At 71.7% G+C, this 14,242-nt stretch carries 12 protein-coding genes; 3 read left to right on the plus strand and 9 right to left on the minus strand.

Features of this window, described 5'->3' with window-relative positions:
* Positions 1-147: 147 nt before the first annotated feature.
* Positions 148-780 carry a helix-turn-helix domain-containing protein gene (locus HNR30_RS13855; RefSeq protein ID WP_181610249.1) on the plus strand — a complete coding sequence of 211 codons (633 nt, stop codon included), beginning with the start codon at positions 148-150 and terminating at the stop codon, positions 778-780.
* Here the strand turns inward: HNR30_RS13855 and HNR30_RS13860 are convergent.
* The 5 genes from HNR30_RS13860 to HNR30_RS13880 all read right to left on the minus strand — a co-directional run bounded on the left by HNR30_RS13860 (position 761) and on the right by HNR30_RS13880 (position 8,059).
* Positions 761-1,843, minus strand: coding sequence for an alkaline phosphatase family protein (locus tag HNR30_RS13860; protein ID WP_181610250.1), 1,083 nt, complete (start codon positions 1,841-1,843; stop codon positions 761-763). The two genes, HNR30_RS13855 and HNR30_RS13860, sit on opposite strands and share 20 nt — an antisense overlap.
* Before the next feature lie 216 nt (positions 1,844-2,059).
* Entirely contained in the window at positions 2,060-3,271 is a 1,212-nt protein-coding gene (locus tag HNR30_RS13865; RefSeq protein WP_181610251.1) for an MFS transporter, read from the minus strand.
* A complete protein-coding gene (locus HNR30_RS13870; RefSeq protein ID WP_181610252.1) occupies positions 3,271-5,151 on the minus strand; it encodes a DUF4910 domain-containing protein in 1,881 nt (626 codons plus the stop codon). The genes HNR30_RS13865 and HNR30_RS13870 overlap by 1 nt, the downstream gene beginning before the upstream one ends.
* Entirely contained in the window at positions 5,148-6,857 is a 1,710-nt protein-coding gene (locus HNR30_RS13875; RefSeq protein ID WP_181610253.1) for an aminotransferase class I/II-fold pyridoxal phosphate-dependent enzyme, read from the minus strand. The genes HNR30_RS13870 and HNR30_RS13875 overlap by 4 nt, the downstream gene beginning before the upstream one ends.
* Positions 6,854-8,059 (minus strand): hypothetical protein, encoded by a 1,206-nt coding sequence (locus tag HNR30_RS13880; RefSeq protein WP_181610254.1) that lies wholly within the window; start codon positions 8,057-8,059, stop codon positions 6,854-6,856. Before HNR30_RS13880 ends, HNR30_RS13875 begins: the two co-directional genes overlap by 4 nt.
* Positions 8,060-8,265: 206 nt before the next feature.
* Between HNR30_RS13880 and HNR30_RS13885 the strand changes: the two genes are divergently transcribed.
* Entirely contained in the window at positions 8,266-9,114 is an 849-nt protein-coding gene (locus tag HNR30_RS13885) for a GNAT family N-acetyltransferase (RefSeq protein ID WP_181610255.1), read from the plus strand.
* On the plus strand, positions 9,096-10,145 hold the full coding sequence (locus tag HNR30_RS13890; RefSeq protein ID WP_181610256.1) for a GNAT family N-acetyltransferase: 1,050 nt from the start codon (positions 9,096-9,098) through the stop codon (positions 10,143-10,145). Before HNR30_RS13885 ends, HNR30_RS13890 begins: the two co-directional genes overlap by 19 nt.
* Here HNR30_RS13890 and HNR30_RS13895 read toward each other — a convergent pair.
* From HNR30_RS13895 to HNR30_RS13910, 4 genes are all read right to left on the minus strand, one after another.
* Positions 10,137-10,979, minus strand: a complete 843-nt coding sequence (locus HNR30_RS13895) for a nucleoside-diphosphate kinase (protein WP_181610257.1) — start codon at positions 10,977-10,979, stop codon at positions 10,137-10,139. The genes HNR30_RS13890 and HNR30_RS13895 overlap by 9 nt on opposite strands.
* Positions 10,980-11,189: 210 nt before the next feature.
* Entirely contained in the window at positions 11,190-12,359 is a 1,170-nt protein-coding gene (locus tag HNR30_RS13900; RefSeq protein ID WP_181610258.1) for a M16 family metallopeptidase, read from the minus strand.
* Entirely contained in the window at positions 12,356-13,471 is a 1,116-nt protein-coding gene (locus HNR30_RS13905; protein WP_181610259.1) for a hypothetical protein, read from the minus strand. The genes HNR30_RS13900 and HNR30_RS13905 overlap by 4 nt, the downstream gene beginning before the upstream one ends.
* Positions 13,450-14,181: a class I SAM-dependent DNA methyltransferase gene (locus tag HNR30_RS13910; protein ID WP_181610260.1), complete on the minus strand. Its 732-nt coding sequence runs from the start codon at positions 14,179-14,181 to the stop codon at positions 13,450-13,452. The genes HNR30_RS13905 and HNR30_RS13910 overlap by 22 nt, the downstream gene beginning before the upstream one ends.
* Between the last annotated feature and the right edge of the window lie 61 nt (positions 14,182-14,242).

The following is a 14,242-nucleotide window of genomic DNA, read 5'->3' on the forward strand; positions in this document are numbered from 1 at the left end:
ATATAACAAGAAATGACAAGGAACCTCCACTTCAACTGTCGATGATGCTTCGTTCAATGCGGCGATAACTCGGTGAAATCGCAGGCAAATACCCAGCCAGTAGCGTTCGGAGTACTGATACTTCGACTGGCAACCGGGTTGGTATCGATGTCTCTGAACACCAGCAGACCCCTACCCTTCAACCCAGCACTGCAGCTCGAGCTGCCTCTCCTCGAGCTGGAACTGGCCGAGCAGACCCAAAGCGAGCTGCTCGTGCTCTCAGCGGAGCCGGAGCGGATGCACCCCGCCCTGCCGCGCCTGTTCGCCCGGATGGCGCGACGCCGCGTCGCCGTCCACATCCTGCACGGGCCCGGTCAGCCGGGCCGTACGTCCCCGCTCGCGCAGGCCTGGCAGGCCGGAGCGACCGTCAGGACCGTGGTGGGACTCCCCTACCAGGTCCTCGTACGCGACCGCATGGTCACCTACGTGGCGCATCCAGGACCGACCTCGTCGGAGCGGCTGGAGAGGATCGCCAATCCGCTGGTCGCGTCCTCGGTGGCCGGGGTCTTCGACACCATCTGCCGCATCCTTCACGACAAGGGCAACGGCACGCTCGACGACGACGGTCAGGACGAGGTCCTGCGCGCGCTCGACGACGGGCTCACCGACGACCGGGCGGCCGCCCGGCTGCACCTCAGCAAGCGCACGTTCGCCAGGCGCGTGGCAGGCGTGATGGAGCGCCTCAACGCCAACAGCCGCTTCCAGGCCGGGGCGGAGGCCGTCAGGCGAGGCTGGATCTGACCCAGCGGGCGAACGGGACCCGCATCTCCTCGGGGCTGAGCGCTCCGTGTTCGTGACGGAGCCGAGGATCGGGCAGGGGGAAGCTCGGCGACGTGGCTATCGCCACCACCCCGCCCAGCCGCTCACGCACCTGAGTGGACGGCTCCACACAGTCGAGTTCGGCCGCACGCATCACCCTGGCGTGGCCGTCCATGGCCTCGGCCAGCCGGTCCGCGACCTCCCTGTCCATGCCAGGGCGCGGGTAGAGCCACCGCACCCGGCCCGCGCCGCCGCCCGGCAGCTCGCACAGGCCGGCCACGTCCACCTCGGCCCAGCGCCTGGCCAGGGCCGGGTCGGGCGCGACGGGGACCAGGCCGTGGTCGGCGTAGGCGAGCACGCTCCAGCCGCGTGCGGCCCAGCCGGACGCGTGCCGCTCCAGTACGGCCAGCGCGCTCATGGCCGCCTCGTCGTAGCCGTGGCCGTGCAGGTGGTCGTCGAGGTTGACGTAGACCCACAGCAGCAACGGGACGCGGCGCGGGACCGAGATCGCCGCCTCGACGTCCGCCACGACACCCGTCACCAGCTCGTGCGGATCGCGGGCCAGGGCGTGCCGCGCGGGCTGCCGGGCGGCGCCTCTCGTCAGGGTCCGCACCCAGGGCCCGCGGAGCAGGTCGAGCTCGCGGCCCACCACCACGGATTCGGCGCCTTCCGCGCGCTCGAAGAGCGTGGTCAGAGGCGGGACGGGCTCGCGCGGGGCGGGCTCACCCGCCAGGACGTCGCCCGTGATCACGTTGATGAGCGGCCCGCCGGCACGCTCGCGATAGGCGGCGCCCACGACCAGGTGCTCGCTCACCGGCGCGCCCGTGATCGAGGTCAGCCACGCGGTGGCCGACGTGCTGGGGAAGGTGGAGGTCAGGCACGTGAGCTCGGCGGAGCGCCAGGCCTGCCCGGCGGCCCGCCACGAGAGCCCGTCGACGGCCAGGACGATCACACCGCGACCGCCCCGGCCCAGTTCGGAGAGAACCAGGCCGGGGACGGCACGCAGATCGAGCCCGGGGCTGGGGATAGTCCCGGTCTCAGTCATGTCAGTAGTTCGGCACGCAGTCAGTGCACGTGGTGCGGAACTTCATGACCTGGACCTCCTGGCGCGCGGCGAGCATTTTCGCCACGAATTCAGGTGTTGTCATGATGGGAGTTTCGACGGCGGTCTGGACGCTTTCCTGAAACACGGGCGCCTCCTGAATTTCGATCGGCTTTCGCCAATTTCCTGATTTCAGAGTAAAAATGGCGAATGCAGTGGTCAATCAACAGGCGTCAACGTGGCATCAATCCGCCAGTCTCGCCTCACCAGCACCGACACGGCAACGACGGCGAAAATCACCGCCGCCACCGCATAGATCACCCGGAAATCCAAGATCGCCACCACGAGCGTCCCGATCCCCATTGAGAGCACGAACGGAAGGTCGATGACGGCGTCCATTGCGGTGAGCGCCCGGCCTTGCATCCCGGCCTCCGTCCGGCGCTGTACGAGCGTCGTCGTGGCGACCATGAAAATCGGAATGGAAAGCCCCACGAGAACACCACCGGCGCACATCGTCACCTCTGTCGCGGGGATCACGAAAGCCAGGCCCGCCGCGCTGAGGACGAACCCCACGGCCGCCGCACGATGCTCGCCGTACCTCCTGATGAGCGGGGCGACCGCGAAGCCGCCGGCGACGGAGCCGGCGCCCTGGAAGGCGGCGATGACGCCGACGAAAGCCGCAGGGCGGCCGAGCCCCTGCTCCACGGCGGCGAACATGGCCGCGTTGACCAGCCCGGCCGCCGACAGGGCGGCGGCCACCGCCAGCACACCGGCACGCAACTCCCTCTCGCCCATGAGGTGACGCACCCCCGCGAGCAGGTCGGCGCGGAACGTTCCCGGCTCCCGCTTCGCCGGGGGCGCCAGGTCGGGCACGCGCCTCAGCATGAGCAGCACCAGCACCGAGATCAGGAACGTCAGCGTGTCGAGGACCGCCACCGCCGCCAAGCCGAGCGCCACGTAGAGCGCGGCGCCGATCAGCGGGCCGAGCACCCGCAACCCCTGGCCCAGCGAGCTGAGCAGCCCGTTCGCGTCACCGAGCAGCCGCTCGGGGACCATCGAATGGATCAGCCCGCCCCTGGCCGCGGCGAAGATCGCGTTGGCGAAGCCGTACCCGAGGGTCACCACGAACACGATCCACAGGTCGCCTGGATGGCGCACCAGCAGGAGGCAGAGCACCAGCGCCCCGGCCAGCAGGTCGTTGACGATCAGGACCTTGCGTCGCGGGAACCTGTCGACGAGCAGCCCCGTCAGCGGCGCGAAGAACGACGGCACGGAGAGCAGGATGAACACCACTCCCGCCATCGTGTCCGAGCCGGTCAGCTCCTTGACGAAGATGCCCAGCACCACCAGGAGCGCGCGGTCCCCGATCATGTTCACGGTCTGGCCGGCGAACAGCAGCAGGAACCCGCGGTCGCGCAGCAGTTCGCGCATCAGCCCTCCTTCGCCCAGCCGGCCTCGACGAGAACGGCCAGGAATTCGTCGGCGAAATCCTGCGGGACGGTCAGGCCTGACGCGTGCTCCGCGTAGGCGGCGACGGCCGCGCGGTCCCTGCGGCCGTCGAGGCCGTGGGCCAGGGCGAGGATCAGGGCGTACGAGCGGGCTCTGGCGACGGCGGCCTGGCGTTCCAGCCACGCCCGCCCGTCCGCGCTCGCCGCCTCGGCCAGCCCGCGCAGGTTGAACGGCCCTTCCCACGTACGGCAGAGCACGGGCACGGCAGCGGGCACACGGCCTTCTGCGGCCTGGTCACCCGACGCGGCCCCGCCACCTTGCGCGGCCCCGCCATCTTGCGCGGCCCCGCCATCTTGCGTGGCCCCGCCATCTTGCGTGGTCTTCCTTGAGGTGGCGGACACGTGATCGGCGAGGCCGGTCAGCCAGGCGCGTGCCGTGCCGTCGCCGGGGCCGAAGAGCGCCTCGAACCCGTCCAGGGCGCCCAGGGCGACGGCCCTGCGGTGCCGGAGCAGTGCCGGTGTCGCACCCCGGCACTCCAGCAGCCGGGAGGCCGCCCAGTCCACCGCGATGCCTTCCAGTTCGTCGTGCTCCCCCGCCATCCCCGCCAGCACCGCCGCGCACGCCCCCGCCACCGTGGCGGTACGGCGCAGCTCGGCCGGGTCGAGCTTGTCGAGCGAGTCGGCGGCGCTGTGGTTGAACCGGTCCGGCCAGTGCCCGAGCGTCACCGTCGGGCAGCCGACGGACGCGTCGACGAGCAGGCTGTGGTCGGAGGCCCCGACGAACGGCGTGGCCCGCCAGGCCCACGTGTCGCAGGCCACCGCCCCCGAGTAGGAGCGTGCGGCCTGCGGCAGCGCCGCCACGACGTGCTCGGCGAGCGCGTTGACGAACCCCGGCAGGTGGTCGGGGCTGCGCTCGACGATGAGCGGTCCGCCGCACCTTCGCTGGTCCTGTCCCGCCATGTCAACGTTCACAGCGGCGGCGGGCGGCCGGTCGGCGATGTCGTGCAGGTAGGCGGCCATCCCGGTGAACTCCGGACCCCAGACGAACCTGACGCCGCGCCGCCCACGTCGTCCCGCGAGCGCACGGGCCACGCCGAGCAGCGCCGCGGTGCCGGAGGCGTTGTCGTTGACGCTCGGCCGCGGGTGGCACAGGTGCGCCGAGAGCAGCACCTCGCCGGCTTCGTCACCCGGCAGCAGTCCCGTCACGACGGGCATGGCGGCCCGCGTGTGCGTCTCGACCTCGACCCTGACCGTGCCCCGCCGCAGCAGCTCGGCGGCCTGCCCGGAGGTCACGCTGAAGGCGACCAGGCCGCTCCCCGGTGGCAGCTCGACCCGGCCAGGTCCGGGCAGCCGCCCGGTGACCAGGCCGAACGCACCGGTCCTCGCCGCCTGCGCGACGGCGACGGGCACCGGCACGTCCGAGTCGTGAACGGCCAGCACGGGCAGGCCCACGTCGTGAACGGCCAGTACGGGCAGGCCCACGTCCTGGACGGCCGGCACTCCCCTGCCGACGGCCGCCAGGGGTAACACCCGGACCATCACGCCGCCGGGCGGGGTCGGCGCCGAGCCGGACGCGAGCGCGAACGGTTGTTCCGGATAGCGCACCACGTCGTCGACGGCGGCCCGCACCGGGGTCCATGAGTGCGGGGCGCGGAAGCTCCACCAGTGACGGCCGCCGTCGGCGGGGAAGTGGTGGAGCCGCACGTCGCTCAGCCCCGCCCGCTCCGCCCGTTCGGCGACGTACTGCGCCGCCTCCTGGATCCCGTCGGAAGCCTGGAAGCGGTCGAGCGCCGCCAGTTCCGCGACGTCCTCGACCGCTTGCCGTACGTCGAACGACGCGTGGATCTCCGAGACGACGTTCATGGCACCGCCCGGCGGAGCGCGGCCCGGCGAGCCTGCGAGAGCGGCACGCTGACGCGGGTCAGCCCGTGCAGGCGCCGTCCCGCCAGCCACGGCGGCAGCTCGTCCTCCGTCACGACCCACGGCAGCGCGGGATGTCCCTGCTCCACCCGGCAGCCCAGCCCGGTCAGCACCTCGACCAGTTCCGGCTTGGCCGCCGCGACGGCCTGTCTGAGCTCGGCCAGCACGTCGCCCTGGTCCAGGAGCCGCAGTGCCACTTCGAGCGACAGCGCCGACATCCCCAGCGGTGGCACGGCCTGCCGTACCGTCTCGGCGACGTCGGGCGAGCAGATCGCGAAGCCCGCGCGCAGGCCGCCGCAGCAGTAGCCCTTCGACAGGCTGCGCAGCACGACGAGGCCGGGCATCCGGGTGGTCAGCGGCACCACGCTGGACTCCGGGCCCAGGTAGCCGGCGCACGCCTCGTCGACGACGAGCATGCCGCCCGCCGAGCTGGCCGCCCGCGCCAGCTCGGCCACCTGGGCGACGGGCAGCACGTCGCCGCGTACGCTCGGCCGTTCGAGCAGGATCGTCGTCGGCCGCTCGCTGGCCACGTCCTGGTCCGGCGCGTACACGCGCAGTTCGGCGCCGCGCTGCGCCGACCAGGCGGGCAGGTCGGGGTGGGCGTGCGCGGTGTGCAGGAGCCTGCCGGGACCCGCCAGCGCGTGGAGCAGGCCCGTCGTGCCCGCGCCGGTCACCACCTGGCTGGGCAGGAGTGACACGCCGAAGTGGCGGGAGAGCACGGGGGTGGCGCGGGCCGAGCCGTACGGATCGTCCAGCGTGTAGGCGCGGGAGGGCTCCCTGGGGTCGCCGACGTCGGCCCAGGCGCTGTCGATCGCGCCGCGAACGAAGTCGATCTCGTCGGGAGCCCACCGCAGGTCCACCTCCGCGCTGCTGCCGCGGTGCCCCAGGACGGCGGGGCGCGGGCGCGGAGCGGCGACGGCCAGGAGCTGGACGTAGCGGGTCTCCGGCCGCACGGGTGCGCCCACCTCGAAGTCGGCGTCCGCGCGCAGCACGTCGAAGCCCGCCGCCCTGACCAGTGCCACGACCTCGCTCGGCAGGTAGAGCCTGACGTCGTCACGCAGGACGGCGACGCGGCCGTCGGCGTGCGTGACGCGCAGCTCGCCGCGGCTGCGCCCGTCGAGCGGGTCGTAGCTGCGCCGGAAGTCGAAGGTGTCGCCCTCGGCCTCGAACCGGTCCTCGGCCCGGTACTGGCGCAGGATGGCGGCGACGTTCGAGTGGTCGAGCACGAGCAACCCGCCCGGCACCAGCCGCTCGCGCACCCGCCGCAGGAGGGCGAGCTGCTCGTCGTCGCGTCCCCAGCCGAAGGCCTGCACGCAGATCGCCGCGTCGGCCTCCGGGAGCTCGACCCGCTCCAGCAGGTCGCCCTCGACCAGGCCGACCCTCACGCCTTCGCGATCCGCCGCCGACCTGGCCTCCTCCAGCGCCCAGGCGCAGATGTCGACCCCGGTGACCCGGTAGCCGTGGCGGGCCAGGCCCACCGCGTGCCTGCCGATGCCGCACCCGAGATCGAGCACCCTGCGGCCGGGCGCGTGCTCGCCCAGGGCCTCCAGCAGGTAGGCGGTCTCGGCTTCCGTGCGCTCGCCGGTGTACTCGTGCCGGGCGAAGCTCCAGTATTCGGAGGTGAAGTAGTCGGCGTACCAGCGGATCACGCGAACTCCTGTCGCGCGAAGAAGTCGCACACGTCGCAGATGTCGACGGGGTTGCGCACGCCCTCCTGCGCGACGTAGACGCCCTCGCAGACCCGGCACTTCTCCTCGACCAGCGGGAACATGTAGCGCTGCATCGTGGAGAACGACTCGAACAGGTAGTAGTCGATGCCGGGCCACAGGCCGTACAGGTGGTCGGCCATGGCGTAGGCCATCGAGCGCTCCTGCGGTCCCGTCGTGAAGCGGCCAGGGGTGCCCTGGCGGTTCAGCTCGGGGGCGACGAGCTCCAGGTAGATCGTCAGCTCCTTCTTGGGGATGCGGTAGAGCGGGAAGATGTAGCGCAGGGCGCCGATCTGCCTGACCGGGATGCCGCCCATCCTGAACCCGCTGGTGATCCAGGTGACCATGCTGGCCACCAGGTCGTCGGCGTTGAATCCGAACGCGACGGTCCCGGCTCCGATGCGTTCGGCGTGATCCTCCAGCATGCGGCGCAGCACCTGGTGGCCCACGACCATGTTGAGGTGGCTGCGGTCGCCGCCGACCACCTCGTTCATCGCCGATACGAAAGGCCGGCGGAGCTTGAAGACCCGCTCGATGTCGGAGGCGTCGACGATGGCCTGGTCGATGCCGAGTGCCTCCGCCGAGGCGCGGGCCGCGGCGAAGGTGGCCGGCTCCTCCCAGTCGGGCAGGCCGGTGATCGTCACCGAGGTCATCGTGAAGGCGGGCAGCCGGTGCTTGGTGCGTTCGAGCAGCTTCAGGAAGGCGACGCTGTCCCGGCCTCCTGACAGGCCGATGACGACGTTGTCGCCCTCCTGGAGCACGCCGTGGCTGAGCACGCCCTGGACGAAGGTCTCCTCGACGAAGCGGACGAAGCTGTTCTCGTCGAACTGCTCCACGCGCCGCTCCAGGCGGCCCTGGGTGTCGAAGAGGATCGACTTGGTGTAGATCGGGTCGGGCGTGCCGTACACCGTGGTCGCGGGCCTGCGGGTGACGTCGAGGTCGTAGTGGCGCACCTGGCGCAACTCGATGATGTCGTGCTCGCCGACGATCGTCGTCTCCTCGGGGACGATCTTCCCGTTGAGGGTGGTGATGACCGCGTTGACGGGGATGCCGTGGGCGGTCAGGACCTCCATGAGCGGCCGACCGGCGGCGGCCTCCAGCGTTTCGGAACCACCGACCTTGTTGTGGAAGACAACTCTGGCCACGACTTCCTCCCGGCTCATTCTTGTGCTTAATATCCTTTTACCGGCGACGAAAGGCGAATATGAGCCCGAGCCTGGACATTGGCATCATCACGTCAATCGACATCCTTGACGAGAGCGAATGGGATGCGATTGTCTCGGCGTGCGGAGCGCCGGTTTTCTATCGGCACAGATATCTGCGGTCCTATGCGCGTTCGCCGTTGACGGCGGTGAAACTGTTCCGCTATTTGGTGGTGCGCGAGCACGGGCGTCCTGTCGCCGTCCTGCCGCTCTCGCTGATCGACGGCCTGGACCCTCTAGGCCAGCTGGGCGCCCGCTATCCGGTGACCGGTGCGGAGCGCGGGCTGCTGAGCCATGTCTGGCACTGCTACGACGCGTGGCTGCCCGGCGCCCGGCACCTGGCCGCCGTGGTCGAGGCGATGCGCGGGCTGGCCGTGGAGCTGGGGGCCGAGTGGTACGGCTTCGTCAACGTCGCCCATGACTCGCCGCTGCGCGAGGGCCTCATCGGGCTGGGCTTCCCCGCCGAGCACATCGAGGACAGGTTCCGCCTGGACCTGCGCGGGCTGCCCGATCCTTTCGTGCATGCCACCGCGAAGGCGCGGATCAACCTGCGGAGGGGGCGGCGCAGGGCGGCCGAGGCGGGTGTGTGGCAGCGTGTCGGGGTCGCGGCCGAGGCCGATCTGATGGAGATCGGCCGGTTGTGCGCCGTGACCGCGGCCAGGCACGGCACCGGAGGTTTCTACCCGCCCGAGCTGTTCGCCGAGTTCGTCACGGGGCTCGGCGACCTGGCGCTGGCCATCGAGATCCGCCAGGAGGAGCGGCTCATCGCCGCCGGGGTCGTGCTGCGCGACGGGCGCCGGTTCCATGCCTGGGCCTGCGGGGTCGACTACGACGTGAAGGGCGGTTTCAGCCCTTACGCGCTGCTGCACGCCGCGACCGCCGAACAGGCCGTCCACGAAGGGTGCGAGGTCCTGGAGGGCGGGCGGGGCAACGCGACCTTCAAGCTCAGACACGGGCTGAGCCGTCTGGGTCTCGACGCGTGCCTGCTGAGGGCGTGATGCGGGTGACCGCCGGGTTCCTCCCGGCCGAGGGCCCGCTGTTCAGCTCGGGACGCTGGCTGGCGGCGATGGACGGGCGGGTGCCCGGCCTGCCGTACACCTTCGAGCGGGGCGGGGCGATCCTGCACGGGACCGTGGTCGAGCGGGAACGTCCGGGCGAGGTGTTCGACCTGCGCCACATCCTGACGGATGACACCCCGCAACTACCGCTGGCCGGCGCCACCAGGGCGGCGCGAGCCGGGGGCCCGGCCTGGCCCGGTTGCACGCCGTACCTGGTCGTCATGTTGCCCGGTTACGAGTGCCACGCGCTCGGTCCCGCGGGCGACGACGCCGGAGCGGTGGCCGACCTGGTCGCCGAGATCGTCGCCTGGGCGCACGCCAGAGGGCTGCGGGCGGTGGCGTTCCTCTACACGCGCGGCCGTGCGCTGGAGCGGGCGCTGGAGGAGGGCGGTTTCACCGGGATCCCGATGTCGTACTCGTGCGAGCTCGTGCCGGGCACGCCCCTGCCGGCCCACCGGGCGAGCGAGGCCAGGCGGGAGATGCGGCGGCTGGCGGAGGCGGGCGTACGGCTCCGCATGAGCGACATCTCACGACCGGTCCCGGGGATGGTCGACCTGAAGTGCGCCCATTCCCAGAAGTACGGCGGCGGCACGGACCGCGAGGCCTGCACCCGCCGGCTGGAGGCGCTCTGCGCGGGCGGCGCCCTGCTGTTCAGCGCCGAGCTGGACGACCGGCTCCTGGGCTACGGCCTCTTCGTCGCCCACCGGGGCACCTGGTACGCCGTCAGCACCGCCATGGCCTACGACGCGGCGCCCGCCAAGCACACCTACTTCGCCACCGTCTTCTACGAGCCCTCCAGGCACGCCGTCCAGGCGGGCGTCACCAGGCTGCACTACGGCCACGGCTCGTGGCGGGCCAAGCTGGCCAGGGGCTGCGAAGCTGTGGAGATGCCGGTCTGGGTGCTGGCGCTGGATCCCGAGCTCAAGCCGATGATCGAGTGGAGCGCCAGGACGACCGCGCTGTCAGCGTAAGGGCGGGAAGAGCATCGAGGTCTGGAGCACGGCGTGCTCCCACGGATCCACGCTCACCCCGTAGACCGCCAGCCTGGCCGCGGCCCTGCGCAGGTCGAACCGCTCGCCTCCTGGCAGGAACTCGCAGGCCAGGAGCGACGCCAGCGGATGCCCGCCGGGGAGCAGCGCCGCGAGCTCCGCGCCCGCGCCGTCCCTCGTCGAAGCGGCCAGCTCCGGGGCCAGCTTGCGTGCGTCCGCGTCGAGTTCGTGCCAGAGCGCGGCCACGACCCTGGATCGCAGGCCGCGGCGCACGTCGTCGAACTCCCTGGTCTCGCGCGGCAATCCTGCTTGGAGGAGCGCCACCAGGTCGCGGAGCGGTCCCTGGTCGCCGTCGAGCGGTGTGCCGTGGTCCTCGCCCATGAAGATGCCGGCCTCGTGCCGGGAGTCGTGCGGGCTGTCGGAGCTGTGCACCAGGTCGAGCAGGACGTTGATGCCGCGCAGGTCGCGCCGGATCGTGCCGGGCTCGGCCTGCGCCGGGTCGCTGGCGCCCTTCAGCTCGCGCAGCCGCCGGTGCGGCTCGGGAGCGGATGACCTGTCCTCTACCAGCAGGGCGAGGCTCGGTCCCAGGTCGAACACGACATCGACCTGCCGGTAGAAGTAGGCCTTCCATACGGAAGTGATCTTGGTTTCCTGGAAGGCGTCCTGCCCGGGCGGCCGGTGCCACAGCACCGCGTAGCGTGTCGGCTCGAACCCGTGCTCGTCCAGCCGGTCCAGGACCGGAGTGACCAGATGCCGCAACAACGCGTCGGGCGGAAACAGGAACAGGATCGTCCTGTCCCACACGATCTCGGCCATCCGTCACTCCCTGATTTCTAGCCCTTGCGGGACTTCGTCACGCGCGGCCGCCTGAGCCAAATGATGCGGTTCCTGTCCATGGTGTGCTCCCTCAGTTCTTCTTGGGCTTGGGACGGCGGGTCACACGACGATTGCGGTCCATGACGGTTCCTTTCTGTCGCGAATAATTCATCCTCACCGGATTCGCCGTCCATTCGCCGGGGGCCGCTTTTATTGGCAACAAATCGCCACCGCGAACGGGCCTTTCGGAGAAGGAACCTCCGCCACCGATCCGATCGCCGCCAGCTCCGCCGGGAGCGTCCAGCCGGGGACGCCGGGCACCAGGGCGTGCTTGCCGTACAGCAGGGCCTCCTCCAGCGACTGCTCCGCCTCCAGGCGCATCAGCGCGGCCGCGCGGCCGGCGGCCCGGCGCACCTGCGCCGTCGTCCAGCGCGGCTCGGCCAGCAGCTCCGTCGCGCGCTCCACGACCTCGTCCACGTGCTCGGGCGCGGTCGCCAGGAAGACCCGCCAGGCCCCGGCATCGCGGTAGGGGGCGGCCACGGCCCACAGTTCGTAGCAGAGTCCCAGCGAGTTGCGCAGTTCCTCGGTGAGCAGCGCGGAGCTGGCTCCGGCCAGCAGTTCCATCAGCACCGGCCACGCGGGCGAGTCGCCGCACTCGCCGCCGATCACCACGCCCGCGGTGTCGGAGTTGAGCCGCAGGGTCTGACGGCCTCCCCTCCACACCGGCGGCGCCTGCGGCGAGGGCCGCCAGGCAGGCAGCGACGCGAGCGGGCCCTTGTCCAAGGTGCGCATCAGGTCGTCGGGGTCGGCGCCGCCGCACACCACGACCCCGGCGGAGCCCAGGAAACGCCGGTGGTGGGCACGCAGCGCGTCGAGCTCCAGGGCGTCGACCTCGTCGAGCGTGCCGCCGACGGGCCTGCCCAGCGGATGACCGGGGTAGGCGAGCTCGAAGAAGACGTCGTGGACGATGTCCAGGGGATCGCTGCCGGCCAGCCGCAGCTCCTCGCGGACCACCTTGCGCTCGGCCTCCAGCACGTCGGCGCTCAGATCCGGTTCCGCGAGAGCCCTGCCCAGCACTGCCAAGGCCCTTCCCGCCTCCTCGGTGGGCACCCGCGCGTAGAGGGCCAGGTGCTCGCGGCCGGTGATCGCGTTGGCCTCGCCGCCGAGCTCCTCCAGCAGATCGACGACCCGCTCGCCGCCGGCCAGCGGCGCCTGCATGAGGACGTGCTCCAGCAGGTGCGTGCCGCCCGCCGTACCCGGTCCTTCGTGACGGGAACCGGCTCGCAGCCACACGCTCACCGTGGTCACGGCCGCACCCGGCCGGTGCACCAGCCAGGCGGGGGCGCCGCCCGGCGAGGGCACGTGGATCGGCCGGCTCACAGCGCGCCCACCGGCTCGGCTCCCGCCAGCAGGTCCTCGTCGACCTCGGTGCCGTGCACCAGGATGAACCGGCCCACGGGGGTGTGCGCCCACAGGGCCCTGCCCTGCTCGCGCAGCGTCAGCTCGTCGGTGCGCTCGCCGCCCTCGACCGGCAGCGCGAACAGGATCATCCCGGCGTCCAGCGCGGCCTTCGGCGTCAGCCGCTCCAGGATCGCAGCGCCCGGCCTGCTTAGTTGCAGCGTCCTGGCTGCCAGGCGGACCGGCCGCCGCATCGCGCCCAGCACCCTGGCACGGCGCCGCGACCTGCTGTCGCGCAGCTGCGCCCGGCGGTCACCCGGCAGCTCCGGCACGTCGAACGGGCTGCGCTCCAGGAGGCTCGCCAGCTCGGCGTATTCGGGCCACAACTCCGCCTCGCCGATCGCCTCCGCGCACCGCGCGAGCGTGTCCCTGTCCGCCCCGGCGAGCAGCACCGCGGCGTCGACCAGGTCCCTGGCCCGGTAGCGCTGCTCGAACCGCTCGTAGATCAGCGCCAGCAGGTTCTTGACCACCGGGTCCTGCGGCGCGCCCGTCCTGTGCGGGGCGCCGATGCCGTCGCCGATGTAGGCCACCGTGCTCAGCTCGATCCCGTAGGGCAGGCCGTACGGATCGTCGGGCAGCCGGCGCAGGCTCACGATCACCTCGGTCCGCCCGCCGAACCTGACGAACGTGGCGGTGTGCATCGACCAGCCCTCGTCCAGCAGCCCGCCGGTCATCGCCCACAGCCGGTCACGCTCGGGAACCCAGAGGTCGAGGTCGTTCATGTACCTCAGGAGCCTGCCCGGATACCGGTCGGCGACCTCCAGGCCCTTCAGCGACACGGGCCGGTCGGCCAGGCGCTCCCACTGGCCGCGGTAGAAGGCCATGCGCCCGCGCTGCTGTTCCAGCTCGTGGGCCAGGGTGGGGCTGAGCCGCCGGCCCTCGCTCTCCCAGGCGCTCAGCAACGTGGCCACCAGCGAGGGCTGCTCGCGCCTGGCGACGTAGAGCACCTCGCCCGGCGTCTCCATCTCCTCGCCGGTGACCAGCTCCAGGGTGGCGACGAGCTGCTCGGCGTTCATGCCGGCCTGCGCAGGCACCACACGGCGGTAGACGACTCGGGGGTGAGCGGCTCTCCGCCGAACCCGGCGTGCGCGTCCTCCACGTCCCAGCCCGCCTCCCCGGCCCACTTCTCGACCTCGGCCATGGTCAGGAGACACATGCGGATCGGCGGGAAGTAGCGCCTGCCGACCGTGCGGTGGTCGTCGAGCGTTTCGAGCAGACCTATCATCTCGACCTCCATGCCTTCCTTGTCGAGCATCCGGGTGATCTCCCACACGGCCCGCCGCTCGTCCCAGACCCGCAGCCTGGGCACGCCGTCGCGGGCCTTCTGGCGCTCGGGGCGCGGCTGCACGACCTCGAAGGCGAGCCGTCCGCCCGGCAGGGAGTTGTGGAAGGCGCGGGCCAGCGCGTCGCGTACGGCCTCGCGTGTGAGGTGGTTGAGCGTGTTCTGGCCGCAGTACTGCAGGGCCGCCGGCTCGGGCAGCGTGCAGCCCGCGAGGTCGGCCCGGATCAGCTCGATCCCGTCGCCCAGCCGCTCGCGGGCCTCGTCCAGCATCGCCGCCGAGACGTCGACCCCGAACCGGGGCCTGAGCTCGGCGGCCAGGCGGCCCACCCCGATCCCGAGGTCGGCGACGGGCCCTTCCGCCATCGCGGCCAGCCTCCGGTAGTAGGCGACCTCCCGCGGATCGGCTCCGCCCATCGCCGTCCAGGTGATGTAGAGCTCCGCCCAGTGATCGAAGTCCTGCATGGCCCGATCATCGCCGCCCTGATCGTCCGGCCGGGCGTCACGGGCGTCATTGGCACAAACA

The sequence above is a fragment of the Nonomuraea soli genome (genome assembly GCF_013761175.1).
Lineage (GTDB): Bacteria > Actinomycetota > Actinomycetes > Streptosporangiales > Streptosporangiaceae > Nonomuraea > Nonomuraea soli.

Coding starts and splice junctions, on each gene's coding strand:
- HNR30_RS13910 (WP_181610260.1), bottom strand. CDS start 14,181: ATGCAGGACTTCGATCACTGGGCGGAGCTCTACATCACCTGGACGGCG.
- HNR30_RS13855 (WP_181610249.1), top strand. CDS start 148: ATGTCTCTGAACACCAGCAGACCCCTACCCTTCAACCCAGCACTGCAG.
- HNR30_RS13865 (WP_181610251.1), bottom strand. CDS start 3,271: ATGCGCGAACTGCTGCGCGACCGCGGGTTCCTGCTGCTGTTCGCCGGC.
- HNR30_RS13895 (WP_181610257.1), bottom strand. CDS start 10,979: ATGGCCGAGATCGTGTGGGACAGGACGATCCTGTTCCTGTTTCCGCCC.
- HNR30_RS13870 (WP_181610252.1), bottom strand. CDS start 5,151: ATGAACGTCGTCTCGGAGATCCACGCGTCGTTCGACGTACGGCAAGCG.
- HNR30_RS13860 (WP_181610250.1), bottom strand. CDS start 1,843: ATGACTGAGACCGGGACTATCCCCAGCCCCGGGCTCGATCTGCGTGCC.